This window comes from Curtobacterium sp. P97 (assembly GCF_023712445.1).
Lineage (GTDB): Bacteria > Actinomycetota > Actinomycetes > Actinomycetales > Microbacteriaceae > Curtobacterium.
Map to the genome: position 1 here is coordinate 166,865 of NZ_JAMAYF010000005.1, position 18,786 is coordinate 185,650.

Sequence of the window (18,786 nt, forward strand, 5' to 3'; positions counted from 1 at the left end):
CGACGACGTCGGTCGACTCGATCAAGGCGGTACCTCGGTGTTCTGGGTCGGGCGGGAGCGGGAGGCCTGCGCGCAGGCCGGTCCGGCCGGGGCCGGAGTGCTCAGATCCTACCGTCCGCGCCCGACCCGCCGCTCCCGCGTGACGCGGGGGCGACGACGGCGGTCGCCCGTCAGGCGGTCGGCGTGCGGCGGTCCTTCATGACCTGCTCACGAGCGCTGCTGGCACGCTCCTTGACGCTCGTCGCGTAGACGTCGACGTACTCCTGGCGGCTCAGTCCGGCGAGTTCGTGCATGACCTCGTCGGTGACGCTGCGCAGGATGAACCGGTCGGTCTCGAAGCCCTCGAAGCGCGAGAAGTCGAGCGGCCTGCCGAAGACGACGCCGACGCGCTTGAACTTGGGGAACTTCTGGCCGATCTGCTGCACCTCGCGCGTGCCGACCATCGCGACCGGCACGACGGTCACCCGGCCCTCGAGGATCATCCGGGCGATGCCGGTGCGGCCGCGGTAGAGCTTGCCGTCCGGGCTGCGGGTGCCCTCGGGGTAGATGCCGAGCTGCTCGCCGCGTGCCAGGACCTGGAGCCCGGTGTGGAGCGACGCCTCGGACGCCTTGCCGCCGGAGCGGTCGATGGGCAGCTGCCCGATGGCGTTGAAGAAGGTCTTCGTCGCCCAGCCCTTGAGGCCCCGACCGGTGAAGTAGTCGCTCTTCGCCAGGAAGGAGATCCGCCGGTCGAGCACCGCCGGCAGGATCACCGAGTCGATGAACGAGATGTGGTTCGACGCGAAGATCACCGGGCCCTTCGCGGGCACGTGCTCACGGCCGACGACCCAGGGTCGGAAGAGCGTCAGGATGAGCGGGCCGAGCAGGAAGTTCTTGAGCAGCCAGTAGGTCATCGTCGACTCCAGTTCGGGACGCGCGTACCGTCGGGGTGACCCTACGCCGTGCGGGCGTGGATGCGGGCGAGGTCGGCCGCGCCGACGACGCCGGCGTCGTTCACGAGCTCGGCGATCACGAAGTCGGGCTCCGGGTGGTACCCGCGCGCCGGCAGGTTGTTGAGGTAGGCCTGCTTGATCGGCTCGAGCAGACGGTCGCCGGCGCTCGCGACACCGCCGCCGAAGACGAACAGCTGCGGGTCGAGCACCGCGGACAGCGACGCGCAGGCCTCGCCGAGGTGGCGACCGAGGCGACGGAGCGCGGCGAGGGCACCCGGGTCGTCGGCCAGGATCAGGTCGCCGACGATCGCGCCGTCGAGCTGCCCGCCGTTCTGCTCGCGCGCGTCGGCGAGTGCCGAACCGATGCCGCCGGCGTCGGCGACGTCGTTCGCCATTCGCTGCAGGGCACGGCCGGAGCCGTACTGCTCGATGCAGCCGCGGGCGCCGCAGCCGCAGGGCAGGCCGTTCGGGACGATCCGCAGGTGACCGATCTCGCCGCCGGTGCCGAAGCCGCCGCGGAAGAGCCGGTCCTCGGTCACGATCGCGCCACCGACACCGGTCCCGATCGTGAGCATCGTCATGTCGGACACGAGGCGACCGGCACCGAAGCGGAACTCCGCCCAGCCGGCGGCGTTCGCGTCGTTGTCGACGGTGATGTGCAGGTCGCCGAGGCGCTCCTGGAGCTTCTGCCGGAGGGGCTCGTTCCGCCAGCGGATGTTCGGCGTGTAGTAGACGATCGACTGCGACGCGTCGATGAAGCCCGGTGCCGCGACACCGACCGCTCCCACGTCGTGGGCGGCTCGCAGACGGGTGACCATCGTCACGACGTCGTCGAGCATGGCGTCCGGGTCCGCCGCGTTGGTGGCGACGCGGTCCTCGGCGAGGATCTCGCCGAGCTCCGAGACGACCGCTCCCGCGATCTTGGTGCCCCCGATGTCGATTCCGATGGCATGCACGAGGGTCGAGCCTACCGTCTCCGCGTGGCGACGCCGAACGCCGGCAACGCGACCGAGGTGGGCGCCGGGCACCGCTTGCCCGCACGGAGCCGGCCGACGACGCCCGACGGCTGACGAGGTGCTGCGAACCGCACCGGAGCCCGTCCGTCCGGTGCCGCTCCGCCCGTATGCTGGCGGTGACGTCTCATCGTCGAGGCGTCCTCGTATCGCACCGGCCGACAAGGGAGTCAACCGTGAACGATCAGCGGCAGCCCGCACCCAACTCCGCACCCGACCACGGCTCCGCCGCCCGACTGCTCTCCGACCGGGCGCGTCGGACGCCCGACCGGCCGATCCTCGCCCAGCGGCACGGCGACACCTGGACGACCGTCAGCGCCGCGGACACCCTCGCGCGCGTCCGCGGGATCGCGAAGGGCTTCGTCGCCGCCGGGCTCGAACCGGGTGCGCACGTCGCGATCCTGTCCCGCACCCGGATGGAGTGGACGCTCGTCGACTTCGCCGTCTGGACCGCGGGGCTCGTGTCCGTGCCGGTCTACGAGACGAGCTCCCCCGACCAGGTGCGCTGGATCCTCTCCGACTCGGAGACCGTGGCGATCGTGGTCGAGCAGGAGGAGCACGCACGCCGGGTGGCGTCGATCGCCCCCGACCTGCCGCACCTCGGACCGCACTGGACGATCGACGGCGGCGGTCTCGACGACCTGGTCCGCCTCGGCGAGACGGTCACCGACGCCGAGCTCGACGCCCGCACGGCGGACGTGCACGGGCACGACGACGCGACGATCATCTACACGTCGGGCACCACCGGACGCCCGAAGGGGTGCGTCCTGCGGCACGACAACTTCACCGGGACGGTCGAGGGCGCCACCGAGGCGATGCCCGAGGTCGTCGCCGACGGGTCCTCCACGCTGCTGTTCATCCCGATGGCCCACGTCTTCGCCCGCTTCATCGCGGTGATGTCGATCTCGACCGGGGTGCTCGTCGGCCACGAGCCGGACACCCGCGACCTCATGCGGGCCGTGTCGACGTTCAAGCCGACCTTCCTGCTGGCGGTGCCCCGCGTCTTCGAGAAGATCTACAACTCGGCCGAGCAGAAGGCCGACCTCGGCGGCAAGGGTCGGATCTTCCGTGCCGCGGCCGACGTCGCGGTCGCGCACTCCGAGGCGGTGGCCGCGGGACGGGTGCCCCTCGGCCTGAAGCTGCGGTTCGCGCTGTTCGACAAGCTGGTCTACGCCAAGCTGCGCGACGCGATCGGTGGACGCGTGCAGTACGCGATCAGCGGCTCCGCTCCGCTCTCCCCCCGCTTGTCGCACTTCTTCCGCTCGATCGGCGTGCACATCCTCGAGGGCTACGGCCTGACCGAGACGACCGCGCCCGCGACCGTGAACCGGGCGCGCGAGCTCCGCATCGGCACGGTCGGTCGAGCACTCCCGGGCGTCGAGGTGCGGATCGCCGACGACGGCGAGATCCTGATCCGCGGCGTCGACGTGTTCGACCGCTACTGGCACAACGACGAGGCGACCGCGAAGGCCTTCAGCGACGGCTGGTTCCGCACGGGCGACCTCGGGCGGCTCGACGCCGACGGGGTGCTCACGGTGACCGGTCGGGCGAAGGAGCTCATCGTCACCGCGAGCGGCAAGAACGTCGCGCCGGCACCGCTCGAGGACGGCATCCGCGAGCACCCGCTGGTCGGGCAGGTGGTGGTCGTCGGCGAGGGCAAGCCCTTCGTCGCCGCGCTCGTCACGCTCGACCGGGAGATGCTCCCCGGGTGGTGCGAGGCCCGCGGCATCACCCCCGCGCTCACGCCGCGCGAGGCGGCCTACGACGAGCGCGTGCACGTCGCCGTGCAGGAGGCCGTGGACACCGCGAACCAGCGGGTGTCCCGGGCCGAGTCCGTGCGGTCCTTCACCATCGTCGACACCGAGCTGACGGAGGCCTCCGGCCACCTCACCCCGAAGCTGACGATCAAGCGCGCCGTCGTGCTGCGGGACTTCGCCGCGGACGTCGAGCACATCTACTCGGGGTCGAAGGTCCAGACCACGGCCACCCCCGTGGTCGCGTCCCGACGACGGGGCCGCGCGTAGGGACGACGGACGGGAGGCCCGGTGCCGGTCCGACGGACCGACACCGGGCCTCCCGTGTGTCGTCTGCGCGCGGGGCGCGACCCGTCGCCGGGTCGCGGACGCGCTTCCGGATCAGGCCTCCGGGGCCTGCACCTCCGGCGCGTCGAGGACGGCGACCGACGACGTCGTCGGCGCGGGGTCGGGGCGGCGGTTGGTGCGGGTGCGGTGCGAGCTGAGCTCGTCGTTCTGAACGGTCATGCTGGGTGTCCTGAGGGTGTGGGAGCCGTGTCGGTGGGAAGCCGACGCGGACACGGTACCTCGCGACCGGGACGTTCGGACAATCCCGCGAAGGGGTGTCACGCCCTGGTCGCCGGAAGCGGCCCGTCCGCGTGCGCCGTCGGTCGCGGGAGCGGCCGGGGCGCGGTCGCCCGCGTGCTCGGGACGCGGTCAGTGGAACCAGGACTGGGCGCGGACGTCACGCAGTGCGGCGCGACGGACCTCCGGGGCGAGGGTCATCACGTAGACGGTGCCGTCGAGGTGGTCGACCTCGTGCTGCAGCGCCTCCGCCATCAGCCCGGTGCCCTCGAGGACGACCTCGGCGCCGTCGACGTCGACGCCGCGGACCCTGGCCCACGGGTGGCGTGGGGTCGGGTAGGAGAGCCCGGGGACGGACAGGCAGCCCTCGTCCATGAGCTCGACCTCGCCGCGCACCTCGACGACCTCGGGGTTGAGCACGTACCCGACCTCGCCGTCGACGTTGTACGAGAACGCGCGCAGGCCGACACCGATCTGCGGAGCGGCCACGCCGGCACGACCGGGCTCGCGCACGGTGTCCAGGAGGTCCTGCACGAGGTCGCGCACGCCCGGCGAACCGAGGGCGTCCGGTGCGATCGGGTCCGCGGGGGAACGGAGGACGGGGTCGCCGAACAGGCGGATGGGACGGACGGTCACGTTACTGCAGCACCACCAGGAGGTCGCCGGCGTCCACCTGCTGGGTCACCGGGATCGCGAGACGGCCGACGGTGCCCGACACGGGCGCCGTGATGGCCGCTTCCATCTTCATCGCCTCGATGCTCGCCACGGGCTGACCAGCCCGGACGACGTCACCGACGGCGACCTTGAGCGTCACCACACCGGAGAACGGTGCGGCGACGTGCTTCGGGTCGGACGGGTCCGCCTGCTCGGCGACCTTCGTCGCGACCTCGACCGAGCGGTCACGGACGGCGACCGGGCGGAGCTGCCCGTTCAGCGTCGTCATGACCGTGCGCACGCCCCGCTCGTCGACCTCGCCGATCGCCTCGAGCCCGACGAGCAGCTCCACGCCGCGCCCGAGCGGCACGACGTGCTCCTGCCCGGGACGCAGACCGTAGAGGTAGTCGAGGGTCGGCAGCACCGAGAGGTCGCCGTACTGCTCCCGCACCGCGGCGAACTGCCGGGTCGGCTGCGGGAAGAGCAGTCGGTTGAGGGCCTGCTGCCGCTCGGGTCCGGCGGTCGCGAGCGCGGCGCGCTCCGCCTCCGGCACGGGGGTCGTCCCGACGTTCACCTCGCGGCCCTCGAGCACCTTCGACCGGAACGGCTCCGGCCACCCGCCGGGCAGGTCGCCGAGCTCGCCGGCCATGAAGCCGATCACCGAGTCGGGGATGTCGTACTGCTGCGGGTTCTGCTCGAAGTCGTCGGGGTCGGCGCCGACCGCAGCCAGCTGCAGCGCCAGGTCGCCGACGACCTTCGAGGACGGCGTGACCTTGGTCGGGCGGCCGAGGATGCGGTTCGCCGCGGCGTACCAGTCCTCGACCTGCTCGAAGCGGTCGCCGAGTCCCAGGGCGATGGCCTGCTGCCGGAGGTTCGACAACTGCCCGCCGGGGATCTCGTGCTGGTACACGCGGCCGGTCGGACCGGGCAGGCCGGACTCGAACGGGGCGTACGCGCGACGGACCGCCTCCCAGTAGGGCTCGAGCGCGCCGACCGCGGCCAGGTCGAGGCCGGTGTCGCGCTCGGTGTGCGCCAGCGCCGCCACGAGCGCGGACATGCTCGGCTGGCTCGTCGTCCCGGCCATCGGCGCCGCCGCGACGTCGACCGCGTCGGCGCCGGCCCGGCTGGCCGCCAGGAGCGTCGCGAGCTGCCCGCCGGCGGTGTCGTGCGTGTGCACGTGCACGGGCTGGTCGAACCGCTCGCGCAGCGCGCCCACGAGCCGCTCGGCCGCTCCCGCGCGGAGCAGACCGGCCATGTCCTTGATGCCGATGACGTGCGCGCCGGCCTCCACCATCTGCTCGGCGAGCCGCAGGTAGTAGTCGAGCGTGTAGAGGTCCTCTGCCGGGTCGAGGAGGTCGCCGGAGTAGCAGAGCGCCGCCTCGGCGACGGCCGTGCCGGTCGCGAGCACGGCCTCCAGGGCGGGACGCAGCTGGCTGACGTCGTTCAGCGCGTCGAACACACGGAAGACGTCGACGCCGCTCGCGGCGGCCTCGGCGACGAAGGCGTCGGTGACCTCGGTCGGGTACGGGGTGTAGCCGACCGTGTTGCGCCCGCGCAGCAGCATCTGCACCGGGATGTTCGGGATCGCCCCGCGGAGTGCCGCCAGGCGCTCCCACGGGTCCTCGCCGAGGAAGCGCAGGGCGACGTCGTAGGTCGCTCCGCCCCAGGCCTCGACGCTCAGCAGCTGCGGGGTGAGCCGGGCCACGTGCGGCGCCACGGCGACCAGGTCCTTCGTCCGGACGCGCGTGGCGAGCAGCGACTGGTGGGCGTCACGCATCGTCGTCTCGGTGACCGCGAGCGCGGTCTGGGCGCGGAGCCGTCGCGCCCACTCGGCGGGGCCGACCTGCAGCAGCAGGTCGCGCTGCCCGGACGGCGGCGCGGCGGACAGGTCGACGGCCGGGAGCTTCTCGACCGGTTCGACGGTCTGCGGGCGACGCTCGCCGTTCGGCTTGTTCACCGTCACGTCGGCGAGCCACCCGAGCACCTTCGTGCCGCGGTCCTTCGACACGTGGCCGCCGAAGAGCTGCGGGCGCTCCTCGATGAACTGCGTCGAGACGTCACCACGGGCGAAGTCCGGGTCGTCGAGCACGGCCTGCAGGAACGGGATGTTCGTGCTCACGCCGCGGATGCGGAACTCGGCCAGGGCACGCTTCGCCCGGGCGACGGCCGCCGGGAAGTCCCGCCCACGGCAGGTCATCTTCGCGAGCATCGAGTCGAAGTGCGGGCTGATCTGCGCACCCGTCGCGACCGTGCCGCCGTCGAGCCGGACCCCCGCGCCACCCGGGCTGCGGTAGGTCGTGATGCGTCCGGTGTCCGGACGGAAGCCCTGCGTCGGGTCCTCGGTCGTGATGCGGGTCTGCAGCGCCGCACCGTGCACGGCGACGGTGTCCTGCGCGAGCCCGAGGTCGGCGAGGGTCTCCCCCGCGGCGATGCGCATCTGCGACTGCACGAGGTCGACGTCCGTCACCTCCTCCGTCACGGTGTGCTCGACCTGGATGCGCGGGTTCATCTCGATGAAGACGTGCTGACCGGCACGCTCGCCCTCGGTGTCGAGGAGGAACTCGACGGTGCCGGCGTTGACGTAGCCGATCGACCGGGCGAAGGCGACGGCGTCACGGTGGAGCGCGGCGGCGATCGCCGGATCGAGGTCGGGCGCCGGTGCGATCTCCACCACCTTCTGGTGGCGGCGCTGCACCGAGCAGTCGCGCTCGAAGAGGTGGATCGTGCCGTCGTCCGTGCCCGTGGCGTCCGCGAGGATCTGCACCTCGATGTGCCGCGGACGCAGGACGGCCTGCTCGAGGAACATCGTCGGGTCGCCGAACGCGCTGTCGGCCTCGCGCATCGCGGCCTCGAGCGCCTCGCGGAGCTCGGCCTTCGTCTCCACGCGGCGCATCCCGCGCCCACCGCCGCCGGCGACCGCCTTCGCGAAGACCGGGAACCCGACGGCGTCGGCGCCCGCGAGCAACTCGTCGACGTCGCGGCTCGGCGGGGTGCTCGCGAGGACCGGGACACCGGCGGCGATCGCGTGCTCCTTCGCGGTGACCTTGTTGCCGGCCATCTCGAGGACGTGCTCGCCCGGCCCGATGAACGTGATCCCCGCAGCGGCGGCAGCGGCGGCCAGCTCCGGGTTCTCGGAGAGGAAGCCGTACCCCGGGTAGATCGCGTCGGCACCCGACTCGCGGGCGACACGGATGATCTCGGAGACGTCCAGGTAGGCGCGGACCGGGTGCCCCGGCTCGCCGATCACGTAGGCCTCGTCGGCCTTCAGCCGGTGCAGGGATCCGCGGTCCTCGTACGGGTAGACGGCCACCGTCCGGGCCCCCAGCTCGTACGCGGCACGGAACGCGCGTATGGCGATCTCGCCACGGTTCGCCACGAGGATCTTGCTGAACACGACGTCCCTTTCAGCCCGGGTTGAGGTGTCACAACCTTACTGGCGGTAACGTGGCTCACCGTGCATGTACTCAGCGTGAGCTCCCTCAAGGGTGGTGTCGGCAAGACGACGGTGACGCTCGGCCTGACATCGGCCGCGTTCGCCAAGGGACTGCGCACGCTGGTGGTGGACCTCGACCCGCAGTCCGACGTCTCGACCGGCCTCGACATCGACATCTCCGGCCACCTCAACGTCGCCGACGTCCTCGAGAACCCGAAGGAGAAGATCGTCCGCCAGGCGATCGCCCCGTCCGGGTGGACGAAGGGCTCGCAGGGCAAGGTCGACGTGCTCGTCGGGTCGCCGTCCGCCATCAACTTCGACGGTCCCCACCCCTCCATCCGGGACATCTGGAAGCTGGAGGAGGCACTGGCGAACGTCGAGCAGGACTACGAGCTGGTCCTCATCGACTGCGCCCCGTCGCTCAACGCCCTGACCCGCACCGCCTGGGCTGCCTCGGACCGCGTGACCGTGGTCACCGAGCCGGGCCTGTTCTCCGTCGCCGCCGCGGACCGCGCGCTCCGTGCGATCGAGGAGATCCGCCGTGGGCTCTCCCCCCGCCTGCAGCCGCTCGGCATCATCGTGAACCGGGCGCGCGTGCAGTCGCTCGAGCACCAGTTCCGCATCAAGGAACTCCGGGACATGTTCGGCCCGCTCGTGCTCTCGCCGCAGCTGCCCGAGCGCACGTCGCTGCAGCAGGCGCAGGGCGCGGCGAAGCCCCTGCACGTGTGGCCCGGCGAGTCGGCGCAGGAGATGGCGAAGAACTTCGACCAGCTGCTCGAGCGCATCATGCGCACGGGCAAGATCGGTCCGTACGCCGAGGGCGGCGCCGCCTAGGCGCTGCCGCCTCTCCGGGCCGGCTTCCTCCCCCGGACCGGCTTCGCGCTCGGCTGACCGTCGAGCGCGCAACATCTGTCACGCTCGCCGTCCCCGGACCGGCTTCGCGCTGGGCCGGCCGTCGAGCGCGCAACATCTGTCACGGTCGAGGTCCCCGGACGACGGATCCCGCCCGCGCCGTGACGACCCGGCGGCATGTCGTGCTCGCTCGGATCGGCGCGCACTGAAGCCGATGCGCACCGAGGCGAGCCCTCGACCGTTCGGGCCCGTCATCCGCTGAACGGCCGAGATGTCGCACGCTCGACTCGATGCAGTCGTCGACGGTCCTGGTCGCACGACATGCCGTCCGCACGGGAGCTGAGCGGCAAGTCGTCCGACCGAGACGGACACTCGCGGCAGTTCGCGCGACCGGAACCACCCGCCCGGGGGCCGGGGCCCGGGCTCGGGGCTCGCGTCCCGGGGGCCGGGGCTCGGGGTCGGGGCTCGCGTCCCGGGGGTCGGGGCTCGGGTCTCAGCAGCCGAAGGTCGGTGCTCGAACGCCGAGTGGGCAGGACACGCGGGTCGTCGGCCGCCGGGCGGGGTCTGCCGAGTGCCGAGTGGGCACGACACGCCGCTGGTGGGACGCCGAGTGGGTCCGGGACGTCGTCGGACGGCGCGAGCGTGACAGATCTGGCCCGGTCGAGGGCACCGACGACGCACCGACGACTCACCGGACGAGCCGGACGAGCGGGAGGGCGAGGAGCGGCTAGGACGCGCGGTTCGCCCGGCGGGCGGCGAGCTCGTCGGCGGGGTCCGCAGCGGGGGTGGCGTCGAGCTCGACCAGGGAGCTCTCGACCTCGCGCAGGACCTTGCCGACCGCGATGCCGAACACGCCCTGGCCGCGGGACACCAGGTCGATGACCTCGTCGTCCGAGGTGCACAGGTAGACCGACGCCCCGTCGGACATCAGCGTCGTCTGGGCGAGGTCGGACACGCCGGACTCGCGGAGCTGGTTCACGGCGGTGCGGATCTGCTGCAGCGAGATCCCGGTGTCGAGGAGTCGCTTGACGAGCTTGAGCACCAGGATGTCCCGGAAGCCGTAGAGCCGCTGCGACCCCGACCCGGCAGCGCCGCGGATGGTCGGCTGCACGAGCTCGGTGCGGGCCCAGTAGTCGAGCTGTCGGTACGAGATGCCGGCCGCGCGTGCGGCGACGGTGCCGCGGTAGCCGTTCTGCTCGTCGTGCTCGGGGAGGCCGTCGGTGAAGAGCAGGCCGAGGTCGTACCGAGTCATCTCGGACTCGGTACCGGGGGTGTCAGTCCCACTCATGTGCATGCCTTCCACGACGTTCGAGCTCCCACCAGAAGGTTCAACGACGGGTTGAGAGTTGTTCCGAGGTCCACGGTAGCGACTCGGACACGGTCTGCCCGGCACATCCGCACCGGCGCGTCCGGCGTGTCGAGGATACGCCCCGACCACCGACGGTCGACAGGGCGCAGCCCCGGTCCGGACACCGACCGGTCGCCGGTCATGCGTCGAGTCGGCCGATCGCCGTGCGGATCAGGTTCGACCGGACGACCTCGAGCTGCCCGGCGATCTCGCGCGCGAGCTCCGTCGCCTTGGCCCGCGAGGTGGCGTCACCCCGACGGGACACCGGCATGAGGGCCGACTCGATCAGGCCGACCTCGCGCTCGACGACACCGCGCATGGTGCGCAGGTGCCGCGGCTCGATGCCGGTGCGCTGCAGTTCAACGAGGGCCTTGAGCACCGCCACGGCGTCGTCGCCGTAGGTGTCGGCTGCGGGCAGCAACGACGCCGAGACCGCGTCGGTCAGCAGCATCGGCGAGGCACCTGCAGCGCGGACGGTCTCGTCCCGCGTGTACCGACGCTCGCGGCCGAGGATCGACGGCCTCGGGGCGTCACCGCCGCCGGGCAGGACGGGCTCGCGCCCCGCGTCGAGATCGGCGAGGTAGTCCTTGATGACCTTGAGCGGCAGGTAGTGGTCACGCTGCAGACCGAGCACGATCCGGAGCCGCTCGACGTCGGCCGCCGAGAACTTCCGGTACCCGCTGGCGGTGCGGATCGGCGTGACGAGCTCGCGTTCCTCGAGGAAGCGGAGCTTCGAGCTCGACAGGTCGGGGAAGTCGGGCTTCAACCGGGCGATGACCTGCCCGATGGTGAGCAGGTCCGGTACCGCAGCACCGGCCCGGGCTGCGGCGGACCGCGCAGCCACTACGCGGTCGCCAGGCGCGCCAGGTCGACCCGGGATGCGTAGAACGTGAGGCGGAACTTGCCGACCTGCACCTCGGCACCGTCGGTGAGGAGTGCCTCGTCGATGCGTACGCCGTCGAAGTAGGTGCCGTTCAGCGACCCGTTGTCCTTGACGCTGAAGGCCGTGCCGTGGCGGAGGAACTGCGCGTGCTTCCGCGACACCGTGACGTCGTCGAGGAAGATGTCGGCAGCGGGGTGCCGACCGGCCGTCGTGACGTCGGAGTCGAGGAGGAACCGCGCGCCGACGTTCGGACCACGCCGGACCACCAGCAACGCCGAACCCGAGGGCAGGGCGTTGATCGCCTCGCGCTCCTCGGTCGAGACACCGGACTCGGCCGTCAGGGCCGCTCCCATGTCCATGCTGAAGGTCAGGGTCGTGTCGACCAGCCGCTGTTCCGGAGTCTTCTGACCACCCGGCTGCGGGACCACTGGCTCTGGCATCGTGGACCTCCTCCTCTTGGCGCACCAGCGTATCGGAAACGGGTGACCTCGCGGGAGCCCCGAACGGGGCTGGGGAGAACTCAGGAGCACGCGCACAGCGAACACACCGCCGTGACCCAGCCGACGGACGGGAGGCACGGGGCGGACCCGCACCGTGCCTCCAGGCCGGACCGGATCACGGGGTGCGTCGTCACGGTGCCGGCGTCGCCGTCGCGGTGGCGGTCGGCGCCGGCTCGCCCGAGGCGAGCCCGTCGAGGATCCGACGCACCTCGGCATCCTTCAGACGGACCCAGGGCGACCCGTCCGGGTCGCTCGTGGACGCCTCGGGGCTGTCGCCGGTGTTCCACCACTTCGACTGGTACGGGATGCCGTGGAACAGGACGCGGGCGCCCGTGTCGTACTGCTTCGTCCCCGACCACGCGGCGTAGGTCCCGTCGGGCAGGGTCAGCGGTTCCACGGGCTTCTCCCCCGGCAGGACCGGGCCGATGATCTGCCACGGCGTCTCGTACGCGCTGAGCACCGGATCGTCCGGCAGGTCGCCCGACGTCCACCACTTCGCCTCGTAGACGTTGCGGTGCCACACCACCTTCGTGCCCTCGAGGTAGGACGCGTCCTGGTCCCAGACCGGGTAGGGACTGGTCTTCGGGTCGTCGGTGGGCTGCTCGGTGGCGGAGGGCTCGGCCTCCGTGACGTCGGAGGCCGCCGCGACGATCCCGCCGCCGAACCCCTTGCCGAGCACGTCGGCGAAGAGCAGTCCGTCCTGGTCGACGCCGGAGCACGAGTTCGAGACGGTCGACAGGTTCACGTAGTTCGACCCACACGTGGTGTCACGGTTGAGCGACCACATCGACATGCGCCCCAGCCCGCGGTCGCGCGCCCAGGCGTTGAGCTTCCGGGCATCGCTGAGCGAGAACACCTCGTCACGGACGTCGTTCTGCCCGATCATGGGCGTCGCCCCGACCTTGTGCCAGAGGGTGCCGTCACCGAGGGGCGTGCCCGCGCGCTGGTACAGGACACCGAGCTGTCGCTGGACCTCCTGCAGCGCCTGCACCGATGCCGAGTACATGCTCTGGCTCGACCCCTTGGCCTCGCCGTAGTCCATCGTCATCGCGTTCACCCCGGCGAGGTCCACGCCGGCGGCGAGGAACTGTGCGACCGCGGTGGTCCCGTCGGACGTCAGCCCCGAGGGCGCGGCCGGCAGGGTGAGCCACACCGCGAGCGGGTGACCGGCGGCCCGGCGCTCGTCCTGGAGCGCCGCCACCGCCTTCGCACGCCGCTCCCCCGCAGCGCGGTTCGTGAGGTCGTCGCCCTCGACGTCGAAGTCGACGGTCGACAGGTCGTAGCGCTGCACGACCTGCCGGTAGGCACCCAGCAGGGCGGACGCCTTCGTGCAGGTGGTGGCGAGCTCGTCGTTCGCCAGGCCGCCGAACGACACCCCGACCTCGCCGTGCTGCTGCTGCAGACGGGCGACACGGCGGTCGAGGTCGAGCTGGTCCGCCGCACCCTGCAGCGAGTAGTACGAGCCCCAGGTCGGCGAGCAGGCGTCGTCGTGGTCGGCGACGACGAAGGACAGCATGACGTTGCGTCCCTTGGCCGACTTGACGTCCTCGAACGCGAAGACCGGGGTCGCGGTGACGTCGGTGTACGCGGCGAACCACGCTGGTTGCCGTTCGGTCGCCTGCGCCGAGTGCCAGCGGTCGAAGCCGGCGTACCCGGCCACGGCGACGGCGGCGGCGACCACGACCGCGATGGTGACCCGGACCGGGGAGAGTCGTCTCGTCGTCGACATCAGGCTGCGCTCCGTTCCTGGCGCGGGCCGGTCGCGTCGGCCTGGGCGGACGCGGTGCCACCTGCGCCCGCCGCCCCGACGACGTCGGCGTCGTGCCGGACGGGCAGGTTGCCGCCGCCGTGTCCGAAGTACAGGACCGCGTGCCAGTCCTCGAGGACGGGCTCCGGGACCGGGCGGACACCGCCGCGACGACGTCCGCGCCGACGGTCGGCACGGGCGGCCGCACGAGCGGTACGACGAGCGGCACGACGGGCTGCGCGCGCCGACGGGTCGTAGTACATCCAGCGCGTGGCCCACAGCCAGACGTCGACCACGGAGTTCCACACGCCGATGTAGGCGACGATCGCGTAGGTGGCGAGGAGCGCGTTGAAGGCGGCGAAGACCGCGTTCCCCCAGTTCTGCGCGCCGTAGTCGCGGACGAAGGTGAAGACCGAGAAGGCGACGATCGCGTAGGGCGCGAGGACGTAGAGCGCCGGCGAGGCCGTGCGGTCCCGCACCTTGGGCGTCCGCGCGAACGGGATCTTCTTCGCCGTGAGGGCCTGCTGGATGCTCTTGAGCACGCCCGCGACGTTCACCGGCGTGAGGATGAGGTTGAAGCCGTAGATGCGGAAGACGTCCGTGCGCTTGTAGCCGCAGTACCGCAGGTCGCTCGACAGCAGCCAGAAGTAGGGCAGCGCCGCGAGCAGCACCATCGGGCTGAGCAGCCGCGAGTCGTACGGGTACGCGAGCAGGAAGACGAGCCCGAACGACGCCCAGGTGATCGACGCCATGTAGTTGACGCGCAGCGCCATCTCGACGAGACCGACCCGCTCGCCTCGTGCCCGGCGCTCACGGACCTGGCGGACGTACTTCGGCAGGATGAGGAGGCCGCCGTTCGCCCAGCGGCGGCGCTGGACGACGAGCGACCCGAAGTCCGGCGGCGTGGCACTGTACGAGAGCCGCTCCGGGTAGTTGACGAGCGTCCAGCCGTGCATGCCGAGGTCGACGCTCGACTCGGTGTCCTCGATCACGGTGCGGTCCTGGACGTAGCGCTTCACCTCGAAGCCGCCGACGGTCTCGACCTCCTCGATGTCACGGAGCGCCTGGGTGCGGATGACGGCGTTCGCCCCGACCCAGAACGTCGCGTCGTACCGGGACATCCCCTGGTGGAGGATGTGCTGGATGTCGGTGGTGGCCCCCGCGAGCCGCTCGATGCGCGTGGCAGCGCCGCGGAAGGACGAGTACGGGGTCTGCGTCACGGCGACCCGGGCGTTCTCCGGCTGCTCGAGGAAGTAGACCAGGCGCAGGCAGTAGTCGCGGAGCAGGACGGAGTCGGCATCGAGCGTCAGGAGGTAGTCCGACGCCGGGACCACGAGGTCGGCCGCGCCGGCGTCGTCCACGGTGCGCAGGACGGTCCCGGACGCGGTCTCGTCGAACGCGTACGCCCCGCCCATGAGTCCGATGTAGGCGTTGAGGTTCATCGCCTTGTTGGCCTCGTCGGAGAGGTTCACGTACCGCTTCCGCTCGAACGTGGTCAGTTCCGCCGTGAAGGTCCAGGCGAGACGGCGCTGCAGCTCGAGCGCCCGCGCCGAGGTCACCTCGCTGAAGTCCTGACCGAGGGCGACGGCGTCGGCGATGGCCGCTTCGAGGGCCTCGGCGGTCAGCCGGAACTCGTCGGCGAGCCCGACGAGCACCTGGTCGTGGAAGAACCGGTCGACGTGGTCGGCGACCTCGTGTTCCCGGGCGTTCCGGCGGAGCCACGCGTCGGCCCAGCGGTGGTGCTCGACGAGGGTCCGGAGCGCGTGCGTGCTGGCGAACGGTGCGGCGTCCGCCTCGACCTCGGCCGAGAAGAGCGCTTCCTGGAACCGGCGCGAGGGGACCTCGAGCTGCGCCTGGATGCGGTCCGCGACCGCGCGCGTGCGCTCCAGCTTGTCGAGCGTCGCCGGGTCGGTCGGGAACGGCGCGTCGTCGACGAGCAGGACGACGCGCAGGGACGGGTACTCCTGGAGCGCTGCCGACCAGAGCGTGGTCGCGACGACGTCCGGCTCCTCGGCGTAGCTCGGGACGAGGACGGTCATCGGCGCCTCGTGGCCGGAGGCGAAGTGTCGGTCGAGCTCGGCGCGCGGGACCCGCACGTGGCTCGCGAACCGCTCCATCGCACCCTGGCGGGCCACCAGGTGCATGAGCGCGGAGAAGGTCAGGAAGGTGACGACGACGAGGTACGAGATCGCCTCGGTGGTGAAGCGGAAGCTCTCGGTGCCGTAGTCGAGGAACTGGCGGATCACGGTGTAGACGACGTACGCCAGCCAGAAGGCGACGGTCAGGATGATCGCCACGCGACCGGAGACGAGCTTCCGGTCGGAGGGGCGTGCGTGCAGGGTGTCGAGCGGACGGGTCCGGCGCTCGGCACCCCACTGACGACGGCGCGTCGGTGCGCCGGCAGACGGATCGGGCATGGCAGTCCTTCGTTCCTTCCGGACCAGCACTCCGTCGGGTCGGGCGCTGTCGGGGGTCCGGTCGGTCGGGACGACGGTACGAGAGATCCCGCAGGCCGCCGACACCCGAACGGGGGGTCCGGGCGGTTGTGTGCGGCATCACGCAGCGCGGTGCGGCATCGCGGGACCGCGCGCGGTTTCCCGCACGGGGCGGGGGGGGGCACGCCCGCCGCTTCGGCCGGCACCGCCCCGCGTCACCAGCGCAACCAGCGCCGCCAGCGCCGCCAGGGCCGCCATGCGCAACCAGCGCGACCATGCGACGGACGGGAGGCGCGGTGCCGGCCCGCACCGCGCCTCCCGTCCGTCCGTGCATGCGTGCGTCGATCGCCGACACCCGTTCCGTGCGCCCGTTCCTTCCCAGAACGGGTGGGATGCCTTGCGGGAACGGGCGTACCTGGTGGATCAGGACGACCAGGTACGCCCGGAACGACCAGGTACGCCCGGAACGACCAGGTACGCCTCGCAGGGCCGGGTACGCCCGGAACGACCAGGTACGCCCGGAACGACCAGGCACGCCCGGCAGGGCCGGGTACCGCGCCTACCGCCCGCGTGCGAGGAGCCAGAGCAGGTACGGCGCCCCGACCACGCCCGTGACCACACCGACCGGCAGGGCGTTGCCGGGGATCGCGAACTGCGCCAGCAGGTCGCTCGCGAGCGTGACGACCGCGCCGACGGCCGCGACGACGCCGAGCGCGACCCGCCCGTTGCCGACGAGACGGCGTCCGATGGGTGCCGCCATCAGCGCGACGAAGGCGACCGGGCCCGCCGTCGCGACCGCTCCCGCGGTGAGGCCGACGGCGGTGAGGAGCAGGAGCGACTTCGCGCGGTCGGGCCGGAGTCCGAGGGCGGCGGCCACCTCGTCCCCGAGCGCGAGGACCGTCAGCCGGCGGGACTGCGCGAGCGCAGCGGCCAGGAGCAGGACGACGGCGACCGCGAGGATGCCGACGAGGGTGCGGTCCACCGCGTTCAGGCTGCCCGAGAGCCAGAGGAGCGCGGTGCCCGCCTGCTGGACGGTGCCCGCGGTCAGCATCCAGCCGGTGATGCTGAGGCAGATCGCCGCCACCCCGATGCCGACCAGGACGACGCGGTTGCCGGTGATCCCCCGACGCCAGGAGAGCGCGGCGATGACGACCGACACGAGCAGGGCGCCGACGACGACGGACCCGAAGAGCACACCGCCGCTCGCCCCGAAGAGCACGATCGCCGTCAGCCCCGAGGCACTCGCGCCCGACGTGATGCCGATGACGTCGGGGCTCGCGATCGGGTTGCGGACGACGCTCTGCACGATGCCGCCGGCGGCGCCCAGCGCGGCACCGACCAGCACGGCACCGGCGACCCGGGGGCCGCGGAGCTGCCCGACCACGAAGTCCGAGACGGTGTCGCCGTGTCCGACCAGGGCGCCGGCGACCTGCAGCGGCGAGAGCGGGATCTCCCCCACCCCGAGCCCGACGAGCACGAGGGCGACCAGGAGCACGACCACCGCGCCGAGGACGGCGAGCTCGCGACGGACCGCGGTCACAGGCCGGTCACCACCCGCGACCGGACGAGCCAGATGAACACCGGGGCACCGATGAGCGCGGTCACGATGCCGACCTGCAGCTCCCCCGGGTACGCGACGACCCGCCCGATCACGTCGGCGACGAGCAGGAGCGCGGGTGCGACGAGGGCGGACAGGAGGATCGTCCAGCGCTGGTCGGGCCCGCTCAGTCGGCGGACAGCGTGCGGGACGGCGAGGCCGACGAACGCGATCGGTCCGGCGGCTGCCACCGCGGACCCCGCGAGCAGGACCGTCACGAGACCGCCGACGATGCGGACGAGCACGACCCGCTGGCCGAGCGACGCGGCGAGCTCGTCCCCGAGCGCGAGGGTGTTCAGGGAGCGTCCCAGCCCGGCGGCCACGACGAGTCCGACGAGGACGGGGACGGCCACGACGCCGGCGGTGCCGAGGTCCTTGCCGGCGAGCGCTCCGACCTGCCAGAAGCGCAGCTGGTCGAGCAGGCTCTGGCTCGACACGAGGACCGCCGTGGTGACCGACGACAGGGCGGCGGCGACGACCGCTCCGGCGAGCGCGAGGCCCACCGGCGACAGGCCCCGCCGGGCGACGGCCGCGATGCCGTAGACGAGCAGCGCCGCGAGCCCGGCCCCGACGAAGGCGAAGGGCAGGTACGCGGCGGTCCCGCTGATGCCGAACACCGCGATCCCGACGACCACGGCGAGGGCTGCTCCGGCGTTGATGCCGAGGATGCTCGGGTCGGCCAGCGGGTTGCGGGTCACGCCCTGCATCACGGCGCCGGCCACCCCGAGCGCGGCGCCGGCGAGCAGCCCCACGACGGTGCGCGGGACGCGGTTGCCGAGCACGATGAGTCCCACCTCGTCGTCCCGGTGCGGGTGCAGGACGACGTCGAGGACGGTGCCGAGCGGGATCGGGCGCGAGCCGAACGCCACGGAGAGCGCGACGGCCACCACGAGGACGGCGACGGCGAGCAGCGCTGCCCCGACGAGACGGGACCGCGAGGCGGGTGCCGGGCGGGGCCGGACTGCAGGGGTGACGGGTGAGGACGCGCGCATGGGAAGTGCGGCAAGCCTAATCCCGCCCCTCGTTCGGCGGCCCCCGAGGAAGCCCGGAGCCGGCACAGGGTCCGTTCATAGG

14 protein-coding genes are annotated in these 18,786 nt (G+C 72.3%); 2 read left to right on the top strand and 12 right to left on the bottom strand.

Going from position 1 to position 18,786, the window contains the following annotated elements; translation table 11 throughout:
• Nucleotides 1-170 precede the first annotated feature (170 nt).
• Nucleotides 171-893 carry a 1-acyl-sn-glycerol-3-phosphate acyltransferase gene (locus M3677_RS07245; protein WP_066653708.1) on the bottom strand — a complete coding sequence of 241 codons (723 nt, stop codon included), beginning with the start codon at nucleotides 891-893 and terminating at the stop codon, nucleotides 171-173.
• A 41-nt stretch (nucleotides 894-934) separates the two neighbouring features.
• Entirely contained in the window at nucleotides 935-1,888 is a 954-nt protein-coding gene (locus M3677_RS07250; protein WP_066653706.1) for an ROK family glucokinase, read from the bottom strand.
• A 233-nt stretch (nucleotides 1,889-2,121) separates the two neighbouring features.
• Here M3677_RS07250 and M3677_RS07255 point away from each other — a divergent pair, with 233 nt between their 5' ends.
• On the top strand, nucleotides 2,122-3,969 hold the full coding sequence (locus M3677_RS07255; RefSeq protein ID WP_251160131.1) for a long-chain fatty acid--CoA ligase: 1,848 nt from the start codon (nucleotides 2,122-2,124) through the stop codon (nucleotides 3,967-3,969).
• Nucleotides 3,970-4,080: 111 nt separating this feature from the next.
• Here M3677_RS07255 and M3677_RS18005 read toward each other — a convergent pair whose 3' ends face one another.
• The 3 genes from M3677_RS18005 to M3677_RS07265 all read right to left on the bottom strand — a co-directional run bounded on the left by M3677_RS18005 (nucleotide 4,081) and on the right by M3677_RS07265 (nucleotide 8,311).
• Nucleotides 4,081-4,206: a hypothetical protein gene (locus M3677_RS18005; RefSeq protein ID WP_268746771.1), complete on the bottom strand. Its 126-nt coding sequence runs from the start codon at nucleotides 4,204-4,206 to the stop codon at nucleotides 4,081-4,083.
• A gap of 189 nt (nucleotides 4,207-4,395) precedes the next feature.
• Nucleotides 4,396-4,899 carry a peptide deformylase gene (locus M3677_RS07260; RefSeq protein ID WP_066653701.1) on the bottom strand — a complete coding sequence of 168 codons (504 nt, stop codon included), beginning with the start codon at nucleotides 4,897-4,899 and terminating at the stop codon, nucleotides 4,396-4,398.
• Nucleotide 4,900: 1 nt separating this feature from the next.
• A complete protein-coding gene (locus tag M3677_RS07265; RefSeq protein ID WP_251160132.1) occupies nucleotides 4,901-8,311 on the bottom strand; it encodes a pyruvate carboxylase in 3,411 nt (1,136 codons plus the stop codon).
• Nucleotides 8,312-8,371: 60 nt separating this feature from the next.
• Between M3677_RS07265 and M3677_RS07270 the strand changes: the two genes are divergently transcribed.
• On the top strand, nucleotides 8,372-9,184 hold the full coding sequence (locus tag M3677_RS07270; protein WP_058729211.1) for a ParA family protein: 813 nt from the start codon (nucleotides 8,372-8,374) through the stop codon (nucleotides 9,182-9,184).
• Nucleotides 9,185-9,929: 745 nt separating this feature from the next.
• On the opposite strand, the gene M3677_RS07275 is transcribed toward M3677_RS07270, so the two are convergent.
• The 7 genes from M3677_RS07275 to M3677_RS07305 all read right to left on the bottom strand — a co-directional run bounded on the left by M3677_RS07275 (nucleotide 9,930) and on the right by M3677_RS07305 (nucleotide 18,704).
• Nucleotides 9,930-10,490 (bottom strand): MerR family transcriptional regulator, encoded by a 561-nt coding sequence (locus M3677_RS07275; RefSeq protein WP_066658032.1) that lies wholly within the window; start codon nucleotides 10,488-10,490, stop codon nucleotides 9,930-9,932.
• Between the two features lie 199 nt (nucleotides 10,491-10,689).
• Entirely contained in the window at nucleotides 10,690-11,394 is a 705-nt protein-coding gene (locus M3677_RS07280) for a MerR family transcriptional regulator (RefSeq protein ID WP_066653699.1), read from the bottom strand.
• The gene (locus M3677_RS07285; protein WP_066653698.1) at nucleotides 11,394-11,873 is read right to left on the bottom strand and encodes an FHA domain-containing protein; all 480 of its coding nucleotides are present in this window, start codon (nucleotides 11,871-11,873) and stop codon (nucleotides 11,394-11,396) included. The genes M3677_RS07280 and M3677_RS07285 overlap by 1 nt, the downstream gene beginning before the upstream one ends.
• A 190-nt stretch (nucleotides 11,874-12,063) precedes the next feature.
• On the bottom strand, nucleotides 12,064-13,662 hold the full coding sequence (locus M3677_RS07290; RefSeq protein ID WP_251154923.1) for a chitinase: 1,599 nt from the start codon (nucleotides 13,660-13,662) through the stop codon (nucleotides 12,064-12,066).
• The gene (locus M3677_RS07295) at nucleotides 13,662-16,097 is read right to left on the bottom strand and encodes a glycosyltransferase family 2 protein (protein ID WP_251160133.1); all 2,436 of its coding nucleotides are present in this window, start codon (nucleotides 16,095-16,097) and stop codon (nucleotides 13,662-13,664) included. Before M3677_RS07295 ends, M3677_RS07290 begins: the two co-directional genes overlap by 1 nt.
• A 577-nt stretch (nucleotides 16,098-16,674) precedes the next feature.
• Complete coding sequence (locus M3677_RS07300; RefSeq protein ID WP_251154921.1) at nucleotides 16,675-17,655, bottom strand: iron chelate uptake ABC transporter family permease subunit; 981 nt, start codon at nucleotides 17,653-17,655, stop codon at nucleotides 16,675-16,677.
• Complete coding sequence (locus M3677_RS07305) at nucleotides 17,652-18,704, bottom strand: iron ABC transporter permease (RefSeq protein ID WP_209683112.1); 1,053 nt, start codon at nucleotides 18,702-18,704, stop codon at nucleotides 17,652-17,654. Before M3677_RS07305 ends, M3677_RS07300 begins: the two co-directional genes overlap by 4 nt.
• Nucleotides 18,705-18,786 lie beyond the last annotated feature (82 nt).